Here is a 26,636-nt window from a genome sequence, read left to right as displayed (position 1 = left end):
GAGCTGATTTTCTCTGTTTGACCCTCACGAGTGAGTGTCAGTAACATGATACCTCATCTTTCAGAGAAAGGCTATAGCTTTTTACTAAATTCATCTAGCAACAGTTGATTAAGTTTTACCTGTGATTCTTGGTTAAGGGTGTCAATATCACTACGCAACTGTAATAGTCGGCTATCCAGTGAGCACTCATCACCATGTCGAAACGCATACTTTTTATACTCAGCAATTTTGGCATTTTTGTTCGCTAAAATCTGCTGATACTCTGAAGTCGCTAGTAGTTCTAACAAGTCACCTTGTAAAGCTGTAGGCTTAGATAAGGTTTTCTGATCATGGGTAGAGGATTTACTCTTTTGACTCAACCTGTTAAAACCGTCTCCATCAACTCGGATTAAGCCTATCAATGAATTTCCGGCCATGATATTAAAGTCTATATTTGGCAGTGGCTCTAGCTCATTGACCTTTCTGGCAGAAGCTACCAAAGCTAGAAAAAGTCTGAGCTTGGCAATTTCAGTCGCTTCCTCCATGATGTCCACTCCGTAGAGGTTATCACTGATAATCCGCTTCTTGATGTAGTAGTCAATAGAAGTATGTTTATCCGCTTCCTCAAACCACTTGGCAATATTCGGCTGTTCTACGAGCTCACGGGCTTGGCTAACTATAGTTGTATAAACACCGATGAGAGTTTTCATCGCTGCGACAAGAAATGCCCCCGAACCACAGGCAGGGTCAAGCAAAGTCAAATTGGGTAGAATTTGATTGAGTAGGCGATCGCATAGGTCGGCATCTAATCTCAATAGCAGTTCATTGATATTGCTAACACCTTTACGCTCCGACTTGTCTAAAATCAGCTTATTGATGGTGCGATCGCATAGATATTCGGTGATTTCCGGACGGGTATAGTAAGCGCCAAACTCTTTCTGGTTAATGTATTTCTCAAAGATGTAACCCAACACATCGGGGTTAATCTCGTCATCCTTGCCAGCAGGGGTATCGTCTAAGTTCCATGAATATCTAGAAAATAGGCTGAGAACTTGCTCAAATGCGTGATCGCTAATTTGGATATCAGGATATTTCTGCTCTAGGTTATGGGGTAAAAATAATCCACCGTTGAGATAGCGAATTTTACCGATACGCTGTTTAATTGGTTCGGGTCGTTCCGATTCAGGTTTGCCAAATCCTTCAAAAAATAGTGGCTTTAGGAAGTCAACATAGAAGCAGTCTAATTCCTCTTCTTTGCTAGCTTTGAGTTTATTTTGTAAATATTGTTCGTCGCCATTGTCTAAGAAATATTTGCGCTGTAGGAAATAGACAAACATGAGACGGTTCAACAGAATAGACGCATACCAACGGCGATCGCTCTCATTGTCCTCTATGCCTTTACCCTTAATCTGGCTAAGAAAATCTCCATGTAGTGACTGGAACTTCTGGAAAAACTCTTTAGTTACTCGCTCGATATCGAAGCTTTCCTTGAGTCGTCTTGCCGCATTTAAAACTGAGATATTGCCTGACTCCCAATCTTTGAGATCAACAACCAAAGCGCCTAGCTTGCTAAGAAACAAGTCTCCGGACTGACCTTTGACATACAGATGGTCGCGGCGATATTGCTTATTGCCTTCTCGTTTTACCCAATACCACAGACTTTTTCTGCGATTGCCATCTAGGAAAATCAACAGGTTCTCTAAGTAGAGTTTAGAAATTTCTTTTTGCAGATTGGCTCTAATTTTTGCATCAGGTATCTCGCCATTATCAGCAGTTATTTCTAAAATCATCACCCCTGCTAATTCTGCAACAGCTTGGCGATAAAAGGTCTTACCTTCAAATTCAAACGATATAGCCTCGTTGCTTGGTGGTGATGACCATCCTAGTTCTTCAATAAATAGACTGAGAAAATCAAATTTCTGCAAGTATTGGCGCGACTTGTTTAAGTTAAGAGGCATAACATTAACCTTTGTATAGACCTAGAGAACAAATAATTTGCGGTTCGTGGTGACGAGCATCTTCAGAAATGATGCAGAGGCGATCGTCCTTGCGTATATCCAAAACTAGATTTGCCAACTGCTCATCATCAATGCCATCTTTAAACTTTCGGTTAAGCGTATCGATCGCCGACTGGCGCAAAGGATAGCGATAAATCTCTTCTACAGCCTTCGGCAAGTCTGGTAAGACCAGCAAAGGGTTTTTTACTTGTTCATGCTCCACATAGCGTTTAAGTCGTTCATAGGCTCGAAATCTTGCACTCTTGGAACTGCCTAGAGAACCCCCTGTATCTTTTTCTTCCTTGACCAGCATCTTTGTCCCGCTGGCAACCAGAGCGTGATGTTTTTCATCTCTGGGGATTGCAGGGGTATCGGGCTCGCAAGCGGCTAATCTCAGAATAGCTAACTGAGACTGGGTAACGCTCTTACCATTGTGATCCACATAGGCTAAGGCATCGTTACCCTCAGCCGTGCGGACATAAATCATTACCCCTTCTGGCTTGGTGGGTTCGGGACTATGCGATCGTGTTGAGTAGGAAACATTAGGCAGCGACTCAATAATTTTCTTGAGTTTCGGATTTTTGTCAGTGGCATTTTTCCAGATTTGGAAAGCTTCAGAAATTAGATCGACCTCGTTATCATCATCGCTCTCGTCATAGATACCAGACTTCTCGTTATACAAGTCCCTAACGACTCGCGCCTCGTCATCTTCAAAGAATGATTCATCAGTACCGACAACTTCAGCATTTTCTTCAAGGCGCTTGCGGAGTCGGCTTCTGAGTTTAATTAAATCCTCTACACCGTCGGCGGGTAAAAATGAATAACAAAGAATTTGCTCTGAGTCCTGCCCAATACGGTCGATCCGTCCTGCCCTTTGGATGAGTCGGATAATTGCCCAGGGCAAATCGTAATTAACAATGATGTCGCAATCCTGTAAGTTCTGGCCTTCACTAAGTACATCAGTGGCAATTAAGACCCGTAACTCGCTAACAACCACACCTAAGCGGCTATTACTTTTTGGACTAAACTGATAGGCAAGCTCGGTAGGATTTTCGGTGCTACCCGTAACTGTGGCAAGTTTATCAACACCAAATTTCGTTAGCTGCTCCCCTAAATAGTTAGCAGTGTCAGCAAACTGCGTAAATATCAGCACCTTGTGATCGCTATGGTCAACTGTTAGCAATTTAACCAGTGTTTCCAGCTTGCGATCTTTGCTGGCTTGCCACTCTGGACATAGGTTAATTACCTGAATTAGTGCCTGAGCATCGAAAAGCAAGGCATCTTTTAAACCTTTTTTAAACAAGTTTGAGCGAATCCACTTGAACCGTTTTTTATATTTCTTGGCATACAGTTCATAGACCAACTTGGCGCGTTTTTCATAATCGCCTTTAGCATGGTATTCCACGTCGCTACCGATGTTATCGCCTTCAGCTTCAACATCGCTGTCTGTCGATACCAATGAATCCGAGTCCTCATCAACATTTTTGGTATCTAAAAGCTCTGCATTCTGCGTACCGATGGGAATATTTAAATCATTGGTGATTGCATACAGAAAAATATAATTTCGCAAAATGTGGCGATCAATTGACAGTAAAAAGGCGACACCACTGCTTTCTAATCGTTTAAATAAGTTGGTTCGACAGAAACCCATTAAGCGCTTTCCTGCACGGGACAGGCTATCGAGAATCTTCTGTTCTGATTCAGTTGGCGGTTTGACAGGTTTATGAATCGCAAATTTACCTAGCCCATATCGCGGTAAATTTAGAGTGTTAATTACATCAACTACGCGATCGCTATAAAGCATCGAGTATGGGTCATCCGTAGCATTATTAATCGAAAATTTCGCAGTTTTTGGTATGCGATTGGGAAAATAGGATTTTTCGCCATTGGGGAATTCTAAATATTTGCGCCCTGATTCATCGGTTAGAGCATAGTTATTTTTAATGAAACTGCGGGTACGTCTGACCATAAACAGTTTCATTAAATCGCGCCAATCGTCGGGTTCTTGGCTAAAGTCAAAAGCTTTTAGCGATCGCACATCAGCTTGGTGTTTTTTTCTAAACTCTAATTCTCCACCAATTGCATCTATGTACTTCTCAGGTCGGATGCCTAAATTCCGATCCTCTGCGATAAACAATTGGAACTGTGAAGAGAGATCGAGATAAGTTTTGTTATAGGGCGTTGCCGTCAGCAAAATACATTTGCTTTCGTTGGTTTCGATATATTCTTGAATGGCGCGATAACGCTTACCCTCTCGGTTTCTCAAGTTATGGCTTTCATCAATCAGTACGACCCGATAGCGACGCAAGTCTTTTAATTCATTTTGTACGCAACTAATCGACATTACCTTAGCAATCAATCGATACTTAGATACATAGTCGTCCCACATCGCCACAAGGTTCTTAGGACAAATAATCAGAGTTTCTAGGAAAGAATCATCTTGTAAAACCCTTGCTAGGGCAGTGGCGATCATTGTTTTGCCTAAGCCCACAACATCGGCAATCATCACGCCGCCGCGTCTGTTTACATGACGGGCTGCAATTTTGACGGCTGCTTCCTGAAAGTCAAACAGCTTAAACTCCTTGGGTAAGCGATATTCATTTATCCCTGCCCTTGCTTCTTGCGATAGGTGGTAAACCATCTTTAGGTAAATGTGATAGGGAGGCGTTAATTCTTCCTTAGCCCAACTTTCATCAATAATTTCTCCTAATTCTTGAGAGATATCAACACAAAATCTATCTGTCCATTTGTGTTCAAACCATTCTTCTAATGTCTCCGTAGCTACATGATCGTTAACATCTATGTTCAGTTCACCTTGTTTCGATAAACCAGATAGAGTTAAGTTACTACTTCCTAAAAAGGCAATACGGGGCGTTTTCTCTGGAACGTAGACTAAGTAGAGCTTGGCATGGAGAGTATGACGGGCAAATAACTTAACGGTGACTTTTCCCGCCTTTAACTGAGCGCTTAATCTCCGTAATGCTGCTTCATCTTGGTTATTTGGTGCGCCTAAAGTTAACTGCGATCGAAACTCCTCAACGTAGCGGCGTTTGATTTTGCTGACTTCACTAAGAGAAATTCGATCTTCTTCATTGCTAAGACTAAGCAAATTCTGTAATTCATCTTTGGGCAAAGTTTGCATCCCCACAAGTAACCGACATCTTGCGTTTTCAGTTCCTGCAAACTTGTCGATTTTGTCCTCAATGGATCGCCATCCCCTGAGATTGACATAGCCAACGCAGAAATCAGCCCGAATCGCAACGTCAAGGGTATCGCGCAATTCTGGCAATAACTTTTTCTGCATATTGTCAAAAATTCTTGGCATTATTTCTATCTCCTTACCTGTTGGTCTTTCTCTAATAAATTCTTGTAGATTTGATAGAACTGCTTCGTCAGTTTTTCAACGTCAAACGCTTCGCACTGAGTTTTATAAAGTTCTAAAGGAGTTTGATTTTTAGCGACAATGACTTCTAATCGGTCGCGGTCATAGGCTGTGGAGTTAGTGCGATCGATTAATAATTTGCGGATGCTGGCCTTGACATTCATCTTTTCGTCAAAGGTTTTGCGGGGATTAACCAGCATCAGTTGGTTGTAATTTTTGGCTGCCAACAATAGAAATTCGGTACCACGTCTGCCCAATTGAGACGCGATCGCTTTCATCTGAGTGCTGGCTGTACTGGGAGAAACCCACTCATTAGGCTCTAGCTGAAACAGTAAAACTTGTAAAGTGGCATTTTCTTCGTTAGCTATGAGGTATGTTTCAGTAATTGCTTCTGCATTCCGAGGCCCTAACTGGAGGTCGTCTATGTTAAGAGGTTGAGCTTCGGCAACATAGCCCAATTTGTAAAATATGGATGCTATTCTTTCGGGGCTATCTATAGTTCGTAAATCGTCAAGTTGTAACAACCTCTTTGGCATAACTTTATTTATCTAAAGTTCACATCGAATTGTGATGCTATTTCCTCAATCCCTTTCATCACCAATAGTAATGGAAATAAAAATCTTTTTCCCATCTACGGGCATTAGAAAGCACTACCCCTAAACGAAAGGCGAATTGTGTTGGGTCAGTCCAGAGCTTTTCCTTACTTGGCAGATAAATTGTTGAATGTCTGCCTTAGTTTGCATGGGTACTATCAATTAACATGAGTACCTAACTATATATCATCTCACTAGGCAAATGGTCGCGCCTTCAGAAAGCTTAATACCTTGAATTGCCTTTCAGACACGATCGCCACCAAATCCGCTACATCAAATTCGTCCGCGTCGATCGCCATACCCCAATCACAATCAACGCCCGGTGACTCCCAACCGATTGCCTGTTGAATCCGATCACCCCGTGTCGATCGCTCTGATGCCTTGCGTATCTGGCACGACTACCAAAATGCACAATCTCGCAGGTTGTGGTGGCTGTTGGGGTGATTGGATGGTTGGCACGGTCGGAGCGCTGCCACGGCAGCCACGATTCGCAGGTCTAGCGCTGTTGCCACGGTCGGAGTGTTGGTCGGAGTGTTGGCAAGGTTGGAGCGGTTGCGGGTCTAGCTTTTTTACGTTAAACCTTCAGATGTATAGGGTTTCTTGGTCAGGTGAGATATATCATTCTTATGTTCAAAAATCTTGGGGTTCGTCTAATCTTCACTGTCGGAGTTTTCTTTCCTTCTTTTTCTGGTGGGAGTGTCGCTAGTCCGTTGCTCCAAGTTCAAAATCCCAACGCATATCCAGAGGCTGACAAAAATGGAGACTACCGCATTGTCAACGGAAATAGTGGAGTCATGCCTTGGGTGTGGGAAGCCGTAGATCCAGAAGGTTTGAATGTTCGCTGTCAAGATAGGACTGGTCCGAGTAACCGACTGGATATGCTTGAGTTGCCAGTTGATAGGATTATGCCACCTGGAGAAAGATTTGATACTGTTGGAATTTCTCTTGACCGGCGGGGAAAACCTTGGCTATGGGTTGGTACTTCATTCAGTCGATTTCGCTGCTGGGTCAGAGCTAATACAAACTACGTCCGACCGATTCAAAGAATTAATCGCAACCTATAGCATTTCTCACTATATTGAGGTATGTTGAATTTCTTTAATGGTAAAGTTTTTAGATTCAAAAATCTCCCTCATGTGACTAATAACCGCTATAAATGCTTGATGTTTTTAAGAAGCTGGCACTTACAGAAAACCCGTCACAGTCACAGTGTAGCGGGTTTAAAGGTTTTAAAGGGTTTATATCAATTGCGTGATTGTTGGATAGAGCGAGAAACATTTCCAATTGCTTCAACAGCGTTTTTGTTTCCTAAATTAAACGCTAATGCCCGCTTGAAATTGACTAATGCAGTTTGGTATTCTTGCTTTTTCACTGCCGTGTATCCTAAACTCATGCAGGTTTGGAAAGTTGGGCAATTACCTCGTATTTCCATCACGTAAGGTTCGATAATGTTAATTTGGGTAAATGCTTTTATATCTTTCGGTTTGAGGAGTAAAGCTTGTTGAAAATAGCTGAGAGCCTGAGCAGCATTTGAATTAAGCTGTTTTTCTCCCCGATTAATACAGTCGTTATACGTTAAGCAAATGCCTTCTGACCCATAACCAGACGAACCAGACCCGGAACCGGATGAACCAGACCCTGAACCAGGGGAACCAGACCCTGAACCAGGGGAACCAGACCCTGAACCCGAATTGTGACAATGGTATCCACTGCTACTGTTATGACATCCCTGGGCATTAGTGCCACCTGAGTGTCCCCAGCTATTTTCTGTGAGTGAGACAGTAAATAAAGCTAAAAAACTTACAGTTAGGGCTTTAGATACTTTGCGATTGATTTTCATGGGATTTTATTTAGGTGTGATATTGCAGTCAAACAAGCCGTAGATGCAGCAGAATCAAGAGCGAGTTGCGATCGCGTTTCGATCACCCTATAGCGTCTCGCATAAAAATCTACCTCTATCTCTACCTTAATTCCCTTTTTGCTTTGATACGTCTGTACAAACACGTAGTTGTAGAGGTTTGACGTTCTGAAGCAGGAAATTGGTATTTCTCAGTCTAGAACTTGAAACTGTTACGGCTAGGTCAGAATCTGACGGGGTAACAACCCCATCAAAAGCTTTATAAAATCAAGGACATAGCCCTCAAACCCGGTGAAAGAATAGGAGGTTATTACGCCTAATTTTCATCAAATGAGAAAAGACTTAAGGTAACGTAGATAAGCTGGAAAGCATATTGTAATAAAATTTAAGCTTTCAATCTCTACTATCCATGCTCTTATTAAGACCTCAAGGCAATCTAGCAGAAACTTAAAGACTAAATCACTGAGAATTTAATAACTGTTGCCAATTCAGATTCATTAATACTATCTTGCTTTACATCAGCCAAAAGTTTCAGAAATAGCACTCGCTGTTTTCCAAAAAGTAAGCACTGTATATCAAACCAGCACACATAAATATCTAAAATTCTGATAGTCGTCTTGGGAGGCTTTTTTTACGCCTCACCGCTCATGCCTCCCACACTTCTTTGAACTCAGAACTCGATCGCTCCAAAATCGATCTGCGACCGTCGCTCTAAATCTTGCCTTCAAACCTCTGATGCCAGAGGATATACCCCGACACGGTAATAACCAGAGTGATGCCTCCTCCTACCCAAGCCAGCATAGGATTGTAACCGCTACGGCTGAGGGTCTGCATCCATAGATGGGTGCGATCGGAGGATATTAACCAATCTGCGACGACCGGAAAAACATACATCAAAGATGCACCAACGATAAGCCAGCCCACCATAGAGGCGAGGAGAAAAATAGTTTTGGCTGTAGATTGGCTACCCATGAGCAATTGCGGTAAAGAACTAACTTTGAGATTAGCAAAGTATGTCAGCACAGGTATAGCCCGAGACGGTGGGCGATGCAAGCGTGAAACTGTAAAATTGATTTGAAGCGAAAGTTAAAGGGCATTGCTGATTTAGGGTATGAAAGGCTAAATATGCAAGTCAGAGAAACCAGTATCCACAAAACTACGGGATTTTCAACTTATTGTTTTCATACCCTGATTAAGCAAGGCCCTTGACTTTAGAGTTGTGGGACTAAATACCTTACAGCAAATTTAATTCTGGTAAGCCAAGTTAATGATCTTCAAGTCCCCCTTTTGTTAGCGTAGCCTGTCCAAAGGACATAGGGGGACATAGGGGGATTTAGGGGGATTTAGGGGACTCGCAGCACCACTTATCTGAACGCAAACTGCTGTTAACTTCTGACCCAGAGAGACTTGGGCATCAAGCAATGTAGATGTTTTGCTCCCGGCTCTATTTTGCCAATCCGTGCATCCATAGCTAAACTGGCAAGGGAATAGGCATCAAGGGGTACAAGTCCTTTTAGGGTCTGCATTCTCTCAATAAGACTCATAGCCGCCATGTTCATAGCCTGCATTGCATCACCATCGATGGCATGGGTGACAAAACTATCTGAGGTATCAGTGGTAGGGTTAGGGGCAAGGACTGGAGTTGGTTGTTTCGGTAACATGCAATAGACCCCTTTTAGTTGATTGACCACCTCTGCTACTCGACAATCACCGTAGTTTGCCATGTATTGACGAGCTTCAGTAGTGTTTAAGCCTTTAGATTCAGCAAGAAATTTTAGGGTTTCTTCTTCCAGAATATCGATCGCAATATTGAGGTCTCGATCATAACCCATCGTTATCCAATGAGTATCTGACTCAATCCGTGGCCAAGTCAGGCGTTTACCCTTAATTACTTCTACAGTCAGGTTCAGTTCATTAAAGGCAGACTCGATCGCTGTTAAATTAATCTCACCATTACCTTGCACCGCATGGGAATCCCCAGACCACAATAAAGCTCCATCCACAAACACTGGTAAGTAAATCGTTGTGCCTTCTACTAATTCTCTACAGTCGAGGTTTCCGCCAAAAGGTCCAGGGGGTACGGTGCTATATTGTCCACTTTCAGGCCTCGCCACCCCAAGAATACCGGGGAACGGACGCACAGGTAATTCAATTCCCGGCAAAAATTCTGTTACCCCACGCTTGAGGTCAAGGAAGAAATGTTTTACTTGGGGTTCCGGGAAGCTAGTTGGGAATTGCCCTAGGGCAAGATTACCCGGCAGGTTCCAGTTGGAGCCATAGGTACGAGGCACAATCCGATTAATTTTGACTTTGAGAGTATCTCCGGGTGCTGCGCCCTCTACAAAGATCGGCCCTGTAATCGTATGGGGGCCACGACCGGGATTATTTACCCGCAGTCTAGTAATTTCTTCGATCGATACCCCCGGCAAAACTTGATTCATGGAAGCCATCATGGTTTCCATGACAACGGTGTCCCCTGATTTAATCCGAGCGCGGGGTGTCTCTGCATTATTAAACCAACCCCATTGGACTGTTTCATCATTGGCTGGCAGTAAGTACACACCACCCTGATACTGTCCTACATATCCTTCCTGTAAAGCTGCCATTTCCGATCGATTGGTTGGAGTTTGAGCAATCAATTTATTTGGTAACAAGGTCGCAGCCGCAGCTACAGTCCCACCAAGAAGAAAATCACGTCGATTCGGCATAGCTTGCTTTTTTATGGTAAATGTCTGTAATCCCCTGATCCATCTAGATCAAAGCAAATATATTATTCAGGCTTATTCTTTGAGAATTTGTTATCTAAAATACAAATAGCTTAGAAAAGGAATAAACACTCACCATAAATCTATCTTAAAGCTGACAGATTTTGAGCATATTTACATCTAATGTCTGAAAACATAAGGAAAATGGCATAAGCTGGTTCAAGGCTTGGAACGGCTTATGCTTCATCAGAATAATCACAATTCCTGACAGTTCGAGATTTTTCTGTTGGCAATGCCGTTGGTACAAAGTGAACGATTTTATAATTGTCTAAACGACCATTTTTCTACTGCGATGCGTTGCTTTTTAGGGGTTGCTAGCACGTTTTCTGGCTTCTGACGCTTTGATATCATAACCGGAGTTAGGATTAGCTTGGTGCAGTTGCATTAACAGGTCGATATAAAATTTGTAGTAGTCCTGTACTGTGGCAAGGTATGAGCTGCGACTTTCTGGGGTGGCTATTTTACTGCGGAGATTTTCAATTAATTTGAGAGAGGCTTCAATATCAGTGAGAGCTCCGGTAAAATTGCCTAGCGAGCGTTTGACAACAGCCATGCTGTAAAGAATGAGAGCTTCTTCCTCGGTTGCACCGATTGCTCGAAAAAGAGGAAGGGACTGGTTGTAAGACTCTAGCGCTTTCTGGTTTTCTCCCAAATTGAAGTATAGTAAGCCGATGTTGGTAAGCGTAAAGGCTTCCACACGGAAATCGCCTATAGCCCTGCTGAGGGGAAGGGACTGGTTGAAATACTCTAGCGCTTTTTGTACTTCTCTCACCTCATTGTATAGACCGCCGATGTTGTTTAGGGTTAGAGCTTCCCCACGGCGATCGCCTACTGCCCTTCTCAAGGACAGGGACTGGTTAAAATACTCTAGCGCTATGTAGTATTCTCCCAATTCTGCGTATAATAAGCCGATGTTGTTGAGAGTAACGGCTTCCCAACGGCGATTGCCCACTGCCCGACTCAGGGGAAGGGACTGCCTGTAATACTCTCTTGCTTTTTGTTTTTCTCCCAACTTATTGTACACTAAGCCGATGTTGTTAAGGGTGATAGCTTCTGCATTGCGATCGCCCACTTTCTGACTAAGGAGAAGGGATTGGTTGAAATACTCTTTTGCTTTTTCTTTGTCTCCCAAATTTGCGTATACTAAGCCGATGTTGTTGAGAGTAGTACCTTCCCCACGGAGATCGCCTACAGCCCTGCTCAAGGGAAGGGACTGATTGAAATACTCTAGCGCTTTCGAGTTTTCTCCTAAATCTGCATACCTTAAGCCGATATTGGTGAGGGAAATAGCTTCTTGTTTGCGATCGCCCACTCCCCGACTCAGAGCAAGAGACTGGTTGTAATATTCTAGCGCTTTCTGTTTTTCTTCCAACTTATAGTAAACCTCACCGATATTGTTGAGGGTAATAGCTTCTTGCTTGCGATTACTCACTCCTCGACTCAGGGGAAGAGACTGATTGAAATACTCTAACGCTTTCGAGTTTTCTTCTAAATCATCATAGACAACGCCAATCCTGGTGAGGGTGCTAGCTTCCCCATCCCGATCGCCCACTGCCCTAAATAGCTTTAATGCTTCTTCATATTTGACAATCGCACTTCTTTTTGCTTCCGTTGTTCCTTGTTCTTCGAGTTTCTCTGCTTCTCCATATAGTTTTTGGGCAGCGTCGCTACTGTTAGTTTGTGCAGTTTGTACAACTTTACCAACGGGCACGGCTGTCACTGGCTGACTTAGCTGAACCGAAAGTGCAATCAAAAGACTAGCCAAAAACCATTGAGAGCGATCGAACATAGCCACCCCTTTTTTGTTTTTGTCAATCTTAACCCTCTTCTGTCACTCCTGCTAGAGAATAGCTAAAAGCCCCAAACTTTGTTGGGTGCTGCTTGGGTGTACGGACGGAAACAATGCTTCAACAGTATTGCTATTTATTGTTTTCCGATAGTGAGAAAAAAAAGTTAATCACTAGCTCGTTTAGTGTAAAGGCAGGAAGAAGTCAGGGTGATAGAACCTCAAGCTTTCTGAGCATCCCGCATCCTTCGATTTCCGTGATAAATGGCTGAAATACCTGCGGTTTTCGGTTGGTCAGTAATGAGCAAGTCTTCTGTTAGATTCTACGTTTTAACCCCTTCAATTATTTTCTAAAGCCTCTGTTTTCTCTAGCTCTATTTGTAAAAGGAACACGATAGGCTGCCAAAACATTTTTAGACAATAATCTAAGAACTTCCCAAGGACAATCTAACAAAGTAACAGGCAAACATTTTTGATATACCCACTCCCAAAAACCAATTGCTTCTCCCTCAACTCCTGCTGTTGCAGTATCAGGCATTTCAACACCATAGCAGCTACAAATTTCTGGCCATTTAGAATAAGGGGCAGATGGATATAATATTTTACCTTCTATAGATGTTGGATAATAAATTTTGCCAGCTAATACACCTTCAGGAAAATACATAACTTCGTCCATAATCATTATGACGCCGTTATCCGGTACATCTTCCATAGTAAATTCAGTGCCATCACTTGTGAAGCGCTTATCTAATTGGTTGTATTTTTTCAGTTTTTTAGACTGTTTGTCAAACCCTTTAAATTTCATAATTTTATTTTTTGTAATTCGACGTGGCGACCGAAAGCCCAAGCTGTCTCCGCCCACAGCTTACGGTTGTAAGTTAGTTTTTCGCTAACCCAGTGTATCAAAATAGTTCAACCTTCCAGGTCAGCGCCTGAGAGGTTGAATTCACCACTTGGGACTAAAGCTTGAGACAATCTTGATATCCCTAACAAAACTGCAAACTCATGAAAATTCCATCATGGCCCGCGTGGTTTCCTCATCCTATCTCATGTTTGAGGACGATCGCACTAACCGTAACCTATGGCAGTACCTCAAATTTTTTAGCGAAGTTAATACCAATATCAGGCATTGTTTTTTGGTTGTTTGCAAGTTGGGCGGTTTCAGCAGCGTGGATGACTGTTTACCATCACTGTCTTACAGGAATTTCCTTTTGGGCAGCGCCTCGGTATCCTCAATCTTTTCTGGGTCATCAAGAGTTACACCGAAAAAATGCCACTACCCAGCCTGTTAAGGCATGGAACAAACCAAACTGGGACTCTTTGAGAGAGGGAGTCAACGCCCTCATCGCTTCTCTAGTAGCAACAATAATTACTCTAACTTGCCTGGTTTGGCTTTTTTATGCGGCAGCTCCAGAGGGAATTGAAGAAGGTCAAATACACAATGCTGTAACTTATCAAGTGTTAAATACGGTCGCAGCGCTTATCAGTGCTGGTATGACTGGTGCAAAATTCAACCAACCGATAACCGAGGTATTGTCTGAACAAGGCTTTGAACCGCTGGTAAATGCTTGGTTTATTGTATTTTGGCTGTGGGTTGCTTCGGTGCTTCTACTTTATCAGTACGATCTGTGGGCCCGTCAGCGAAAAGCTGCCAAGCAAGAAAGGCGATCACAAAATTCCACTGCACCTGCAGCAAAGCAAAAAAAGCGATCGCCTGTTGCCAAAAACTTACCCGCTCCAAATCCCATAGAACAAGGGCTCAACCAACTGAGCGCCGATGCTGGAGCAACTCGGATGCGACCTGTGAGGCCAGCGGCCCCCGAAGTTGCTGACTGGTACGTGTTCCGCTCTGGTAAAGCCGAGGGCCCGTACACCGCATTGCAACTCTGGGAGATTCAGAAAATTACAGCTCGCACGAAAGTTAGGCGCGGAGAGGGTGACTGGCAACGCGCTGGTGAAGTTTCAGAACTGACCAAATATCTTACAAAACAATAGAGATAGCTTGATTTCTGAGTACAACAAATTAGAAATTTGAAAGCATCCTGAGTAAAGCGGTTCCGATCGCACTTCTGCCAGAAGCGCAACCCGTTCCAGCACTCAGCACCTAATTCTATAATTTCTGCCGTGATAGGGAAAGTGCCACTATTTCCCGTCTAAACAAGGGTTTGAGCACTTTTAGGTTTTGTTCTAATTGTCCGGCGATCCTAGTCGGTGTTGTTCTAATCCCTACCAAAAAAAGCGATCGGTGCAGGGTGAGGTAATTGAGTTTGTAGGGGGAGGTTAGGCGGGAAAACCCTTATGTCCTGATGGCTATAAGGGTTTCAAATTATAGATGAAGAAATTGATTTTCCTCAGCTATTTGCAATGATCGCAGATTCTATCACCCTTGAGACACCTTAGAGAGTCTGCACTTAACCTACCTTCATACCAATATATTTTGGAAGACTTCCCAACTTAGTTATCTAAATTAGGGCAAATCGTGCCTACTCTTTTTCCCACGCTTCGTTGAACCCTTCTAGACTTTCCATAAGGTAAGGGTGAGTACCTTCCTCCTTTCCCCAGTTAAACTGATTCTCAAGTGACTTTGGGGAAATAATTTTCTGCTGGCTGCTACAGGAATCCTGTGTACTCAATGATACAAGTTTAATTTGCTCTAGGATTTGAGTAATTAGATTGTTATCGAAATCAGCCTCGATCAGATTGGACAGTTGGCTGAGTGCCTTTGGGATTTCAGTTATCTGATTGTTATTGAGGTAAAGCTTTCTCAAATTGGACAGTTGCCCTATTGCCTCTGGGATTTTGGTTATCTGATTTTCACTAAGGTCAAGCCATCTCAGATTCGACAAATGCGCGAAACCCCCTGGGATTTTAGTTATCTGATTCTCATTGAGGTAAAGCTGTGTCAGATTCGATAGTTGTCCGAGCTCCTCTGGGATGGAGCCAATCTCATTCTTACTGAGGCTAAGCACTATCAGATTGGACAGTTGCCCGAGTTCCGCTGGAATGGACGTAATCTGATTCTTACGGAAGTAAAGATGTGTCAGATTCAACAGTTGCCCGATGGTTTCTGGGATAGAGGTAATCTGATTGTTGCGGAGGTCAAGCAGTGTCAGATTGGACAGTTGCCCGATGGTTTCTGGGATGGAGGTAATCTGATTGTCACGGAGGTCAAGCACTGTCAGATTGGACAGTTGCCCTATAGTCTCTGGGATAGAGGTAATTTGATTGCTGTCGAGGTAAAGGAGTGTCAGATTGGACAATTGCCCTATCTTCTCAGAGATGGAGGTAATCTGATTGTTATACAGGTAAAGCCCTGTCAGATTCGTCAGTTGCCCAACCGCTTCTGGGATGGAGGTAATCTGGTTGTTACCGAGGCAAAGCCGTGTCAGATTGGACAGTTGCCCTATAGTCTCTGGGATGGAGGTAATCTTATTGCTACTGAGGTAAAGCTTTGTCAGATTGGATAGTTGCCCAACAGCCTCTGAGATTTTTATTATCTGATTCCAACTAAGGTCAAGCCCTGTCAGATGGGAGAGGTGCCTGATTGCCTCTGGGATTTCGGTAATTTGATTGATATGGAGGTCAAGCAGTGTCAGATGTGACAGTTGCCCGATCGTCTCTGGGATGGAGGTAATTTGATTTTTATTGAGGTAAAGCTTTCTCAGATTGGATAGTTCCCCGAGTGTCTCTGGAATTTTAGTTATCTTATTGTCACCGAGGTAAAGCTTGGTCAAATTGGACAGTTGCCCTATTGCTTCTGGAATTTTAGTTATCTTATTGTTACCAAGGTGAAGCTTGGTCAAATTGGACAGTTGCCCGATCTCTTCTGGGATTTCAGTTATCTCATGGTCACTGAGCTTAAGAATTTTTAAGTTGGTTAATTTAAGAACAGCATCAGGAAACTTAGTTATCCGATATGTCCTTGCTCCAAACTTGTCTGCCTGGTGGTATCCCGACAAATTCAGTTCCGTCAAATTATTCTGGGCTACCATGTCAATTCGTCGCATTGTTTCCTTGCATTCCGTCATATCTTTTGTCTCTCGGTAGAATTCTTTTTATTGTGACAATAATTTTTGTTTGATGGAGAAAGCCAGCAAAAATTAGGAGACGGCAGTATCCTGAGCGAGTCATACCAGGTTCAAGCCCTAGACTGGGAAAATTGAGTATCCCCGCCTATCCGTTTATTGAAATCGTGGCTTCCCTTATCTCTCGCAACCTATGCCGTCCTTATCTCTATCAAATCCATGTGGGTCTGGCTGTAGTACGCGAAAGCGTTTCTGGGAAATGTCGCCACAATTTAAATCAGGTGGCGCTCGCGGAATGCACACGTCGGGGTAACTCCGGTCGCAATTACTTTGTGGACTCGGCACAGGTCTTTGGGGAGTTGGTGCAGGTTTTTGTGCAGCAGCGGGCGTGGCTACACACTGATTTTTTCTAAAGTCCCAAGGGGGGCAGGGGTTGGCTTGGCTCCATAACCCGACTCGGTTTTGTTTAGCAATGCTCTGAGCTTGTCGCAGTTGTTCGGCTGTCGTGCGACAGTTGCCTATGTACTGCTCATAGACCCACGCTTGCCCTTCTTGCAGCAATTGCAGATTAATATTTCTGTCACTGAACACGACTCCAACCGTGCGCCCGTACTGGTCTTTGTCCACAGGGAGAACTTTCACTGATGCACCTCTTGGAAGAAGCGCACGCTTGGCGATCGGCTGCCTCTTTTCCTCCCGGTTGATTTCTTTCAGGCGTGTCAATGCAAGCCAACCTCACGGTTATGTTTTGCCCGTTGGTGTTGCGGATTGTGAGCGTGTCGCCGTCTCCGATGCTAAGCACTTGGGCATTAATAACTTGATTGTTTGGCTGAGAAACCTGAGCCGTAATTGTCGAGACGATCGGTACGATAAACATCACTGCTAGAGTCCGTTAGTGTTTGCTAGGTGTTCAATTGCTGTATTTGCTGCGGTGCTTGGGCGATCGAGTTCTCCCGTTTTTTACTGCCCAACACTTCGCATTTACGACGGCTTAAGCCGACTCAAAAGTCTGAATATTTGCTTAAACTATAACTAAACACAACAAAATCTAACTTTTACAATTTGAGCGCACTACTCAGAATCTATGTGATGGTTGCGGCCGATGGTCTAAAGTCAAGAAAAATCAACGTAAATCAAGAAAATCATAATAACTCAAGGAAAATCAACGTAAAACACGGTTTATTTACTGGCAAACCAAGGATAAACGATGGTGTCCTAGCTACCGTATCAAGTCGATCGCCCGTTTTGCAGACCCGCGCCACGAATTTTAGATTTTAGATTTTAGATTTTAGATTGGGAATAATCTCGATCGAACCCAGTTCCAGAGATGCCGGGGAGTTGGGGGCGATCGGACTTAAAAGTCAAAATAAGCGCGATTCCGCACCAGCTACCGGGGATATCAGGGGCTATGACTTTTCATGATTTTTCATGACTTTTGATGATTTTTCATAATATGCGATCGCATCAACTTTTAGCTGCTGAAACTCTTCAAATTACGCCTTGCCGATGATTGTGTAAGAAACTTATGTTAGTGGCTCTATCCCTGGTAGCCGTAGGAAATATACGCGATCGGATTCATCCTGCTACGATTGTTACTCCATTGGACGCAAGGGTGCAGCAACATAAGGCTGAAACTAGCGATCGTCTCCCCACTTCTAAATCCCAGACTTTTAGGGTGTTGTCGTAATGCCGCAGAAATAGCTTTTTGCCCGTCGCCGGTAATTGCGATCGCATTGATGTAGGTAGTATGACCCGTCAGGTTAGTTCACGTTCTGTACCCGTTGTCAAATCCCACAACTTTAGTGTGTTATTCACCGTAGTGCAGTCTAAAAAAGTGTACGGTACGTCCAAGCTGACCCCGACCCTGCTACCTCATCTACTTCATAAATCTGTTGTACTCCTTGGGTTCTGTAACCACCAACCCTTCAGATTTTCCTGAGCTAGTTGCATCGATCGCAAACTCTTTAGCCTCATCGTTTAACTGCCGTCAATGAGTGAAAACAGAAAAACCCGGAATGCCATCAAATAGGCTATCCGGGCTTTTCCATTCAATTAGTTTCCCCAACGAGTGGGGAGCAAATCTTTTGCCACCTTTCGACCCGGTTTCTGGCGCTGATGTTTCCATTCAATTAGTTTCCCCAACGAGTGGGGAGAAAGAGTGAGTTGAATATATCACTCTTTGATGGTCTTACCAAAGGTTTCCATTCAATTAGTTTCCCCAACGAGTGGGGAGCGAAGATGTAGATGGTAAGGACCCATGTACCATCAGTTTCCATTCAATTAGTTTCCCCAACGAGTGGGGAGGAAACCGAGTGATAAGGAAGAAGCACATAGAACATCGTTTCCATTCAATTAGTTTCCCCAACGAGTGGGGAGCGCCATTTGCTTGAGGCCCTCTGGATTTGTGTTGTTTCCATTCAATTAGTTTCCCCAACGAGTGGGGAGCGTCAAGTTTTTTGGTTTCGAGGTGTTAAATCCAGTTTCCATTCAATTAGTTTCCCCAACGAGTGGGGAGTTGACGGGAGTCGAGTTTCAATCAGGCTCCTCTTTGTTTCCATTCAATTAGTTTCCCCAACGAGTGGGGAGAGTAAAAGATTTAGGCAGGCCAAATAACCACAGCCGTTTCCATTCAATTAGTTTCCCCAACGAGTGGGGAGAGAAATGGAACCGGGACAACAACCCGATCAAGATTTGGTTTCCATTCAATTAGTTTCCCCAACGAGTGGGGAGGCTACAAAATCAAATGATGGTTATGCTCAAGACAAGTTTCCATTCAATTAGTTTCCCCAACGAGTGGGGAGCTAACAATTGGAAACAGTGGGAACATAAAGACAAGGAGTTTCCATTCAATTAGTTTCCCCAACGAGTGGGGAGTTGAAGCTAGGTTTCTTACTTAGTCTTAGCTTATTAAGTGTTTCCATTCAATTAGTTTCCCCAACGAGTGGGGAGTTAATACTGTTTTTCCATTAACTTTTTTACCTGGTGTTTCCATTCAATTAGTTTCCCCAACGAGTGGGGAGGGGAATTGGCTTGAAACTGGTGTTAATATTGGGAACGAAGTTTCCATTCAATTAGTTTCCCCAACGAGTGGGGAGCTGATTGTGTAATTGTTTTTGTGGCAACGTCTGCGTTTCCATTCAATTAGTTTCCCCAACGAGTGGGGAGATAAACGAAGGAGCTACTCCACAAGAAGCATTTAGTCGTTTCCATTCAATTAGTTTCCCCAACGAGTGGGGAGTGAACTGCCCGAAGCTCCATTGGCAGCGAAAGAACTGTTTCCATTCAATTAGTTTCCCCAACGAGTGGGGAGTCGATACATAAGCTTTTTGTGCGAAACTATTAACCATTAATTGACGTTTCCATTCAATTAGTTTCCCCAACGAGTGGGGAGTCCCGCTAAAGTATGCCTAAACTGGCTGAAAGCAAGGTTTCCATTCAATTAGTTTCCCCAACGAGTGGGGAGTCATGATAAAGGGATATCTTGATGCTATGGCGATTTGCGCGTTTCCATTCAATTAGTTTCCCCAACGAGTGGGGAGCAAGGGCATATCGAGCGGAAGCAGTCAAAAATTCCACGTTTCCATTCAATTAGTTTCCCCAACGAGTGGGGAGGGTAACATCAACAAAAACACCAGAGTTACGCTCAAAAACGTTTCCATTCAATTAGTTTCCCCAACGAGTGGGGAGAGACCAAACTTCACGAGCTTCAATATTAGGACATTCAAACGTTTCCATTCAATTAGTTTCCCCAACGAGTGGGGAGGCCTCTACATTAAACCTCATACAGCGCAAGATGTCCAGAGGCCATTTGCGAGGACTCCCAAAAATCTCTGTACAAACACCCTCCCAACCTATGTTACTAATACCTGAAACCCTTACAGAGCAGTATATCGAAGGCTCCGACGAACTTCCGTCATCACAGCCATTTCTTTCAGCCCTCGCGAGTGATATTAGATAATCACCGACCCAGGCAATTCAGTGACAGGCGGGCCCACCCCCCAAGTCTGAACATTGCCCAAAGTATGCCCCGACACAGGATAGAACCTAATACTGTCCTCATCTAAATTGATTAACTTTCGGAGTCGCCGCTGGAGTTCTGCAAACTTCGCAGTGGGTAGCACACACTCAAAAGTAGAATATTGCACCCACTTGCCATAACCTTTGAGCAAATCATGCACCTTTTGCCTCCGCTTATCAACCGGAATATCGTAGACAACGATATAAAGCAGCATACTTTATCGAATTTGATAAGGTTGATAAAGCTCAAGAGGATTGTACACAAACTGCTTGAAAGCTTTCACCTGCTGGTTAAGCAAATCCCATTTAGGTTGGCTGTCCCCAGAATTATTAGTAAAACCCTCTTCCATCCGTCGCAAAAATGCTGTCAAAAATTTCTGTCGCCCAGAATCATTCAGAAAACAGCCACTATTGCGGAAAACAAAATCTTCGCCAGCTTTCATCATGCCGTTATTGACAAGATAAAAAACCAAAGTATCAATAATTGGTGCCCGAAATTCCTCAATCAAATCTGAAGCCAAAGCTGCATGGCGTTCCGTTCCTTGGTGCAAACAAGCCGAATAAGGGTCTAAACCTTGCAATTCGATCAAACTCAATAAATGATTCCAGAGAACTTGATAGCCAAAACTGAGCATCGCATTAACGGGATTACCCGGAGGACGGCGCGACCTGCCGACAAACACAAAATCTGGATTGCTCAAACACTCTTCAAAAGCCGAAAAATACTGAGCAGCCCCCGCACCTTCCATCCCCATCAACTTCTCAATAGTTTCAGCCTCCCCAGCTTTTTTGATTAAATGTTCCAAACAGTCGATCGCAAAAGCAATGACATCAGAAGCTTGTCGGCGTTGTTGTCGCATCAGGATAACGCGGCTATTTTTCAGCTTAGCTTGCACGATGCGTCTGGCCACCTGCAAACGTTCTGCAAAACACAACTGTTGCTGGTAGCGAGAAAGTTGGCGATAACCGCGCTCGATCGGAAGAATCCGTCCGTAACAGTAACCCATGCGGGAAAGATAAGCGATCGGAATACTCCGCCACAGACAAGTTCTAATTGCTTGAGTTGTGACTTGAGATTGACCAAAAATCAGCAGTTGTTCAAGGAGAGGAAGCTGAATTTCACCGAGTACAGATTCGCCTTTTTTGATGACCAACATTTCTTGGTGCAAAGAGACGTAACAACCCGGTTGAGAAACGTAGACGGTACGCATAAGCAATAAACCCGCCGCTGCAACATTATTGGTTATCTGTCTAAATTTTGGGAATCGCCACGGCGCGGGCTAATTTGCGACGATACTGGGGTAGATTCTAAAGGAGTTTGGATTTCTGGGGCGCGAGAGGGTTGGAGATAGCGAACGATTTGGTCGGCGATTGTCGATGCAAAAAAAGTGGCTACTGTGACAAGGAATGTGTTAGAAATTACGGCAGCTAACCCCAGGGGGGCGATGAGGAGAATGATGAGAGTGATAGTGCCGTTGACGGCGGCTAGGGAAAAGTTGCGGATTGTAGATGCGCGAGATGTGATGTACATAGTTGTGCTATTTCGTGTTGAATATGGAGGGTAAAGTTGGGTTGTAGATGCACCCTGAAGGTAAAAATTTTAGTTAAGTTTGTGATGCAGCCTGGGAGTTAAAAACCCCAGGCTCAAAAATAACTGCCTTAACTGTGCAAAAAAACTGTCAATAAAGAAATGAGTTTACTGTTAAGAACATTAAAGGAATTATTTTCCGATACTGCTGTTTTCTGCCGCAAAATATCCCGCAAAATCTTAAGGATTTTCCCTGCATCTTCTAGTTCCGAAACCCCTTCAAAACTGTGGATATTGCGATTACGCTGTTCGCAATATTTGTTTAATTCTTCGAGGGGTTTCAATAAGTTATCAAACTCCGGTTGATAGTATTCTAAAATGGCAATCCGCACCGGACGGTTGGGAAACCCTTCTAAATCATTAAAATTGCTACCATTGGGCAGGGTATACTTTTTCAGAAATTTGTAAAGTCTTCCAGCATCTACTTGTTGAATTTTGTTCCAAAACCCTTGAGTTTGTGTATAACTTTCTGGCCATTGTAATCCCAGCTTAGTTTCTACTAAAAAGCGGAGAAATCCCTCTTGAAATCTGAACACATCTACCAAAAAATCCGCATATTGCTGATTTTTAAGCTCAGTTATAGCTTTAAAATAAACTTCTTTAAACAGGGATATCCGATTTTTTTGCCGGAGACTGCTGATTTCTGAGATGAATTCCGGCTCGACAAAACTACCAAAAGGCTGGATGGCGTTGAAAGCGCGATCGAAATCAAAGGCGAGGCGATACTGACCATACTCAAGCAAAGCAATAATTAGGTTGGTAGAGAGATTGCTACCTTTGAGAGTCACTAAAGCACCACTATAATTATAATCTTCAATTTGTCGTTTGACAACCTTGAAATCAAATTCATTTTTCAAAGTATCGACATTAGTTTGAAAAACACGGGGCTGTCCCTCTTTCATTTCTCTCGGATTTCGCACCTGCCAAACCGAACTATGACGAACATATCCAGCCGCTTGTAAAAGGCTCCAGGAAGTTTTCATCACAGGCGTTCCAGACGAAGCATTAAATTCTAAGCGGTCTTGTTCGCTCAAGTAGGGACTTGCTTTTTCTAAACCTTTGCGAGCTTCTTGAACTGCTAATAAGAGACTGACTGGATCTTTAGAAAGTTCTGCACCTACGGGGACTAATTCGATGCTGTCTTCTGGAAGATTAAACGGTTTGTCTTGCAGCCAATGTTTGGTATCGCTAGCTTTTTCAAGCATATCTTCAGTGTGAAGGAGAATGACGCGGCGAAGGTTATAGTTTTGGTGGAGAAGGTGGCTGATTAGGGTGGCTATGGAACCTTCTTCGTTGGTCTTTTCGGAGTAGGGGTCTTGTTGGCCGACGAAGGAGAGGACGATGCTGCTTGCCATTGTTGTTACCTGGATGATTTGTTAGGATTTTTACTGGGACAGTTGGTAAGGTGCGCCACGGCGCACCCTACTGGAAAAGAAATTAGGAACTTGGGGGTTGAACGCCAAATAAATGAACGGCACCATAAATTTTGGCTAAGTCTTTAAGAAAGTCGGCGCGAAGATGAGTTGACAGGGGTGTTTGTCCGCCCATAAACAGACAGACAACCTCTTGACATTCGCTTCCTACACTTTTATTGGAAACATTAACCCGCTTGATACTTGCCCAAGAACAGTGAGCATTTCCATTACCTGCATCGCCACCTACATCACTCTTTCTTTTGTACTTCGGCAGGTAAATTAAATTCATGCCACCACCGCGAGTATTTACGGGATTGGTAATACTCCATTCCTGGTTTTCTTTGTCTACAGGCTCTTCATCGGGGTCGGGCATAATATAAACAGCACAAGTTGTTGGTGAAAAAACTTCCGCTTTGGGATTTTGACCCTGACTAAATCTGTTTGGCCATTGAAGTTGAACGGCATTCAGCCAATCCTGATAGGTTTTTGTCCAAGCTGACTGATTCAAACCTAAGCCGTAAAGCTTGTTTTGCAGTCTTTGAGTATCGGGATTTTTGACTTGGTGAGTTAAGCTCAAATAAGTGCCTCTGGCAGCATCTCTGCCGTTGTTCATGACAAAGATATGCAAGGGCCTGCGCCATCCTCTGCCAACACCACCTACCATAACTGCAAATCGAATTACGGGCAGAATAATCTTGTTCAAGATATCTTTGGGTGCGCTAATTTGTAACTTCCCTTTCCAAGTGTAAAAATAAGGTTGGTTGTTAGATATTCCGCCCCAAAATTCTCCTTTAATCATTTGAATTTTAACGCACCCTTTGCAACTATCAGGTTCCAAGACCCCAAACAATTCACCTAATGTTTTTTTGGCATCAGTTTCTGACATTACTCCCAACAAAAAGCGCAAAACCCACGATCGCAACCACCCGCGCCAGTGAGAGGGGCGCAATTCAACTTCACCGCTATGACCTGGACGGGGAGAATCAGCACCGTAGCATCCCTGACTGTAAAGGGTAAAATCAAATGTTTTGACAGCATAGTTGGGGTCAAGGGTTGGTTTGGAAATGTCAGGAGATGCGATCGCGCCATAACCCGAAGCAGTCCGACTTCCCACACCGTAAAGCGTTAAAGCTTGCTGCACCCATCTCCAAACTTCTGCCACTTCCGCAGCATTTGCTTTGCCCGGAATGCCTCGAATAGCAACAGTTAGCTCGATCGCATTTTCTCCATCACCCAAGGCATAAAATGACAGCGGAGTGCTTTGTCCTTCGTGAAAAACTTGAAATGGTTCTTGAGGATTGACGATATCAAGAGTTAGTTTAGTCGGCTCTTTTGGCCAAGCATCTAGAAATTCAATTTTGCCAGCGCTGATAGTATTATCCTGTTGATAGCCCAACAATTCGCGCATTCTCTGTTGAATTTCTGGGCGCTGTTTTGCCCACGATCGCACTAACCCGCGAATTCCCGAACCTGGAATATAGCCATTGAGCGGTAGTGTTGGCAACTCTTGCAAATTTTCCCCCACATTTCGCTTATCTTCCGGCCTCCCTTGAGACGGACGCCACGCGCCACATGGTTCGCCGGCAGAGACGATTGTTTCTACGTCTGGATGGGGGAAAGAACCGACTTTAGCCCGCCATTGAATGGTAAATGTGCCTATTTGAAATAAATCCGAGTTACCTCTAGCTTGATGCTGTTGTTGCAGCAGTTGAATTAATTGATTTCCAGCGTACATTTATTCCCCCTTTGTGTAAGCTCTTGCCCAAAAATTCCACTGTTCAGCTAAGATCAGAGACTTGCGCCAAGTTGCCATATACTCCCCTGGATTCTCCCTAGCCATTGTTGCCACTGTTTCCATCAACTCCCGGCGCTCTAGAGCATTGCTGGCATTAATTGTTTTCCCCAACATTTGCCCTAAGAGCAACCCCCAAACTGGCACTGTTCGCTTGCGAGTTTCATTATTTTCTTGAGAGTTGGATTGATTCAAGTAGCCCACAGCAGAAAGCAATCCAAAGACTCGCAAGTGCTGCGACAGCCGCAAGACAGCATTCAAGTCTTCTTTTTCAATATTGACCTTAGTCGCAGCTTTCAAGTATTCTTGAATGTGCTGATGAGCAGTTAAACTCATTTGTTCTGGCTGAACGATTGCTGAACTTTTTTCTGAATTTTGCGGACTAGCTTTTACTGGATTCTGGTTGACAACCGGGTGAGAATTGGTTTGAGCATTAGGCAATTTTTCCTGAGCGGTACTTTCAGAAATATTCGCTGGTTTTTGCCCTTTAGGAAATTGAGATGGTCTATTTTTTTTACTCATGATTAACTCCCTACAGCCGTAGGATTTTTATTGGATTGTTCGGATGATTGAATTGCTTTTGGTGCGGCGCTATCGGCTACCCAACTTTGCACCCAGCCGCGACCGACATTGGCTTGACCGCCAACTTGAATCAATCCCTCGATCGCATTCTTTAACAGATTGTGCTGGTCTAGCGTTACCGGATTGTTTTTGAGTAAGCTATAACCCCACGAGTAATACAACATGGTGTCTCGCGGAATGCAAACATCTGTCCAAAATACCTCAGCAGAACCCTCAGATCCTGCACCGCTGTTTCCTTCTTGAATTTTGTTGCGAATCTGCGTCCACAAACAGTGTTCCATCAAGACTTGAAAATCAGCATCCGGCAAAACTATGCAGCTTTTTTCCCATGTGGATTGAACTGAGCTTTTTAATGCGTCAGGCCAATTGCCAGCAAGTGCGATCGCCTTTTTCTGGTCATCGTTCATTGCAATAACTTGTAATTGAGCATCAGCAACAATATAGTGTCCGGGCTGAGTGCCAACTGGATGATTAGGAAATATTACCCCCGGCAACTTGGCAATCAAAGCATGATCGCGAATTAAAGAATGGCAACTTACCCAAGTAAAAACATCTCGATTTCCGCTTGCCATTGTTCGCATGGGAACCCATAACAAACGAGCATCGCCAAACCAAACTTGATGTACTCCCATTTGTCCGTCCCCATTCAATTCTTTACCAAATAGAGCATTAGCATCATTTAAGTTTAATTGGGTTACTTCATCTCTGAGACTTCCCCGCAATGAGGAACCGGGAATGTATGGAAAATTGGTGTGAACTTCGCGGGCAATTTCTAAAATATTGCCCAAATCACCTTCTCCGCCACAGTGAATGGGAGCAAGACTGTACAAATATCCAATCCGAAAGTCTGTCATTAT

At 43.7% G+C, this 26,636-nt stretch carries 20 protein-coding genes and 1 CRISPR repeat array; of the genes, 2 read left to right on the top strand and 18 right to left on the bottom strand.

The features are described 5' to 3' along the window. Nucleotides 1-71: 71 nt before the first annotated feature. From QUB11_RS18945 to QUB11_RS18935, 3 genes are read right to left on the bottom strand one after another with little or no spacing between them, the layout of a single operon-like run. Nucleotides 72-1,937 (bottom strand): DNA methyltransferase, encoded by a 1,866-nt coding sequence (locus QUB11_RS18945; protein WP_333391386.1) that lies wholly within the window; start codon nucleotides 1,935-1,937, stop codon nucleotides 72-74. Between the two features lie 4 nt (nucleotides 1,938-1,941). Next, a complete protein-coding gene (locus QUB11_RS18940) occupies nucleotides 1,942-5,301 on the bottom strand; it encodes a helicase-related protein (RefSeq protein WP_333391384.1) in 3,360 nt (1,119 codons plus the stop codon). Between the two features lie 5 nt (nucleotides 5,302-5,306). Beyond that, complete coding sequence (locus QUB11_RS18935) at nucleotides 5,307-5,894, bottom strand: hypothetical protein (protein WP_333391382.1); 588 nt, start codon at nucleotides 5,892-5,894, stop codon at nucleotides 5,307-5,309. A gap of 683 nt (nucleotides 5,895-6,577) precedes the next feature. On the opposite strand from QUB11_RS18935, the gene QUB11_RS18930 reads away from it, so the two are divergent. Then, entirely contained in the window at nucleotides 6,578-7,015 is a 438-nt protein-coding gene (locus QUB11_RS18930) for a hypothetical protein (protein ID WP_333391380.1), read from the top strand. A 179-nt stretch (nucleotides 7,016-7,194) separates the two neighbouring features. On the opposite strand, the gene QUB11_RS18925 is transcribed toward QUB11_RS18930, so the two are convergent. The 5 genes from QUB11_RS18925 to QUB11_RS18905 all read right to left on the bottom strand — a co-directional run bounded on the left by QUB11_RS18925 (nucleotide 7,195) and on the right by QUB11_RS18905 (nucleotide 13,165). Then, nucleotides 7,195-7,791 carry a hypothetical protein gene (locus QUB11_RS18925; RefSeq protein WP_194060177.1) on the bottom strand — a complete coding sequence of 199 codons (597 nt, stop codon included), beginning with the start codon at nucleotides 7,789-7,791 and terminating at the stop codon, nucleotides 7,195-7,197. 729 nt (nucleotides 7,792-8,520) lie between these two features. Then, on the bottom strand, nucleotides 8,521-8,781 hold the full coding sequence (locus tag QUB11_RS18920) for a hypothetical protein (RefSeq protein WP_333304611.1): 261 nt from the start codon (nucleotides 8,779-8,781) through the stop codon (nucleotides 8,521-8,523). Between the two features lie 413 nt (nucleotides 8,782-9,194). Beyond that, a complete protein-coding gene (locus tag QUB11_RS18915; protein WP_333176377.1) occupies nucleotides 9,195-10,517 on the bottom strand; it encodes an acetamidase/formamidase family protein in 1,323 nt (440 codons plus the stop codon). A gap of 361 nt (nucleotides 10,518-10,878) precedes the next feature. Beyond that, complete coding sequence (locus QUB11_RS18910) at nucleotides 10,879-12,363, bottom strand: tetratricopeptide repeat protein (protein ID WP_333054832.1); 1,485 nt, start codon at nucleotides 12,361-12,363, stop codon at nucleotides 10,879-10,881. A 340-nt stretch (nucleotides 12,364-12,703) separates the two neighbouring features. Further along, entirely contained in the window at nucleotides 12,704-13,165 is a 462-nt protein-coding gene (locus tag QUB11_RS18905; RefSeq protein WP_333054833.1) for a hypothetical protein, read from the bottom strand. Between the two features lie 200 nt (nucleotides 13,166-13,365). Between QUB11_RS18905 and QUB11_RS18900 the strand changes: the two genes are divergently transcribed. After that, the gene (locus tag QUB11_RS18900) at nucleotides 13,366-14,355 is read left to right on the top strand and encodes a DUF4339 domain-containing protein (RefSeq protein ID WP_333054835.1); all 990 of its coding nucleotides are present in this window, start codon (nucleotides 13,366-13,368) and stop codon (nucleotides 14,353-14,355) included. 488 nt (nucleotides 14,356-14,843) lie between these two features. Here the strand turns inward: QUB11_RS18900 and QUB11_RS18895 are convergent, their stop codons facing one another. The 10 genes from QUB11_RS18895 to QUB11_RS18850 all read right to left on the bottom strand — a co-directional run bounded on the left by QUB11_RS18895 (nucleotide 14,844) and on the right by QUB11_RS18850 (nucleotide 26,633). Next, nucleotides 14,844-16,388, bottom strand: coding sequence for a leucine-rich repeat domain-containing protein (locus QUB11_RS18895; RefSeq protein ID WP_333201254.1), 1,545 nt, complete (start codon nucleotides 16,386-16,388; stop codon nucleotides 14,844-14,846). A gap of 174 nt (nucleotides 16,389-16,562) precedes the next feature. Then, nucleotides 16,563-17,012, bottom strand: a complete 450-nt coding sequence (locus tag QUB11_RS18890; protein WP_333240885.1) for a thermonuclease family protein — start codon at nucleotides 17,010-17,012, stop codon at nucleotides 16,563-16,565. Continuing rightward, nucleotides 16,966-17,265 carry a hypothetical protein gene (locus tag QUB11_RS18885; protein WP_333212580.1) on the bottom strand — a complete coding sequence of 100 codons (300 nt, stop codon included), beginning with the start codon at nucleotides 17,263-17,265 and terminating at the stop codon, nucleotides 16,966-16,968. Before QUB11_RS18885 ends, QUB11_RS18890 begins: the two co-directional genes overlap by 47 nt. A gap of 1,160 nt (nucleotides 17,266-18,425) precedes the next feature. Next, nucleotides 18,426-20,148: direct repeats of the CRISPR family, unit length 36 nt; unit sequence GTTTCCATTCAATTAGTTTCCCCAACGAGTGGGGAG. Nucleotides 20,149-20,335: 187 nt separating this feature from the next. Continuing rightward, nucleotides 20,336-20,617: a CRISPR-associated endonuclease Cas2 gene (cas2, locus tag QUB11_RS18880; RefSeq protein WP_333054841.1), complete on the bottom strand. Its 282-nt coding sequence runs from the start codon at nucleotides 20,615-20,617 to the stop codon at nucleotides 20,336-20,338. Between the two features lie 3 nt (nucleotides 20,618-20,620). Further along, entirely contained in the window at nucleotides 20,621-21,613 is a 993-nt protein-coding gene (gene cas1, locus QUB11_RS18875; protein WP_333054843.1) for a CRISPR-associated endonuclease Cas1, read from the bottom strand. Nucleotides 21,614-21,645: 32 nt separating this feature from the next. Next, nucleotides 21,646-21,933, bottom strand: a complete 288-nt coding sequence (csx18, locus tag QUB11_RS18870; protein ID WP_333054845.1) for a CRISPR-associated protein Csx18 — start codon at nucleotides 21,931-21,933, stop codon at nucleotides 21,646-21,648. A gap of 128 nt (nucleotides 21,934-22,061) precedes the next feature. Next, nucleotides 22,062-23,345, bottom strand: coding sequence for a hypothetical protein (locus QUB11_RS18865; RefSeq protein WP_333176369.1), 1,284 nt, complete (start codon nucleotides 23,343-23,345; stop codon nucleotides 22,062-22,064). A gap of 82 nt (nucleotides 23,346-23,427) precedes the next feature. Further along, entirely contained in the window at nucleotides 23,428-25,140 is a 1,713-nt protein-coding gene (locus QUB11_RS18860; RefSeq protein ID WP_333391378.1) for an RAMP superfamily CRISPR-associated protein, read from the bottom strand. Beyond that, a complete protein-coding gene (locus QUB11_RS18855) occupies nucleotides 25,141-25,719 on the bottom strand; it encodes a hypothetical protein (protein ID WP_333176365.1) in 579 nt (192 codons plus the stop codon). A gap of 2 nt (nucleotides 25,720-25,721) precedes the next feature. Next, a complete protein-coding gene (locus tag QUB11_RS18850) occupies nucleotides 25,722-26,633 on the bottom strand; it encodes an RAMP superfamily CRISPR-associated protein (RefSeq protein WP_333176363.1) in 912 nt (303 codons plus the stop codon). Nucleotides 26,634-26,636: the final 3 nt, after the last annotated feature.

Origin of the sequence: Microcoleus sp. B6-A1, from assembly GCF_036705085.1 — a bacterium.
Classification (GTDB): Bacteria; Cyanobacteriota; Cyanobacteriia; order Cyanobacteriales; family Microcoleaceae; genus Microcoleus.
This window is presented reverse-complemented; position numbering and strand designations above follow the sequence as displayed.

What these genes read in the sequence shown, in the direction of transcription:
- QUB11_RS18945 (WP_333391386.1), bottom strand. Translation starts at nt 1,937, where the DNA reads ATGCCTCTTAACTTAAACAAGTCGCGCCAATACTTGCAGAAATTTGAT.
- QUB11_RS18940 (WP_333391384.1), bottom strand. Translation starts at nt 5,301, where the DNA reads ATGCCAAGAATTTTTGACAATATGCAGAAAAAGTTATTGCCAGAATTG.
- QUB11_RS18935 (WP_333391382.1), bottom strand. Translation starts at nt 5,894, where the DNA reads ATGCCAAAGAGGTTGTTACAACTTGACGATTTACGAACTATAGATAGC.
- QUB11_RS18930 (WP_333391380.1), top strand. Translation starts at nt 6,578, where the DNA reads ATGTTCAAAAATCTTGGGGTTCGTCTAATCTTCACTGTCGGAGTTTTC.
- QUB11_RS18925 (WP_194060177.1), bottom strand. Translation starts at nt 7,791, where the DNA reads ATGAAAATCAATCGCAAAGTATCTAAAGCCCTAACTGTAAGTTTTTTA.
- QUB11_RS18920 (WP_333304611.1), bottom strand. Translation starts at nt 8,781, where the DNA reads ATGGGTAGCCAATCTACAGCCAAAACTATTTTTCTCCTCGCCTCTATG.
- QUB11_RS18915 (WP_333176377.1), bottom strand. Translation starts at nt 10,517, where the DNA reads ATGCCGAATCGACGTGATTTTCTTCTTGGTGGGACTGTAGCTGCGGCT.
- QUB11_RS18910 (WP_333054832.1), bottom strand. Translation starts at nt 12,363, where the DNA reads ATGTTCGATCGCTCTCAATGGTTTTTGGCTAGTCTTTTGATTGCACTT.
- QUB11_RS18905 (WP_333054833.1), bottom strand. Translation starts at nt 13,165, where the DNA reads ATGAAATTTAAAGGGTTTGACAAACAGTCTAAAAAACTGAAAAAATAC.
- QUB11_RS18900 (WP_333054835.1), top strand. Translation starts at nt 13,366, where the DNA reads ATGAAAATTCCATCATGGCCCGCGTGGTTTCCTCATCCTATCTCATGT.
- QUB11_RS18895 (WP_333201254.1), bottom strand. Translation starts at nt 16,388, where the DNA reads ATGACGGAATGCAAGGAAACAATGCGACGAATTGACATGGTAGCCCAG.
- cas2 (WP_333054841.1), bottom strand. Translation starts at nt 20,617, where the DNA reads ATGCTGCTTTATATCGTTGTCTACGATATTCCGGTTGATAAGCGGAGG.
- cas1 (WP_333054843.1), bottom strand. Translation starts at nt 21,613, where the DNA reads ATGCGTACCGTCTACGTTTCTCAACCGGGTTGTTACGTCTCTTTGCAC.
- csx18 (WP_333054845.1), bottom strand. Translation starts at nt 21,933, where the DNA reads ATGTACATCACATCTCGCGCATCTACAATCCGCAACTTTTCCCTAGCC.
- QUB11_RS18865 (WP_333176369.1), bottom strand. Translation starts at nt 23,345, where the DNA reads ATGGCAAGCAGCATCGTCCTCTCCTTCGTCGGCCAACAAGACCCCTAC.
- QUB11_RS18860 (WP_333391378.1), bottom strand. Translation starts at nt 25,140, where the DNA reads ATGTACGCTGGAAATCAATTAATTCAACTGCTGCAACAACAGCATCAA.
- QUB11_RS18855 (WP_333176365.1), bottom strand. Translation starts at nt 25,719, where the DNA reads ATGAGTAAAAAAAATAGACCATCTCAATTTCCTAAAGGGCAAAAACCA.
- QUB11_RS18850 (WP_333176363.1), bottom strand. Translation starts at nt 26,633, where the DNA reads ATGACAGACTTTCGGATTGGATATTTGTACAGTCTTGCTCCCATTCAC.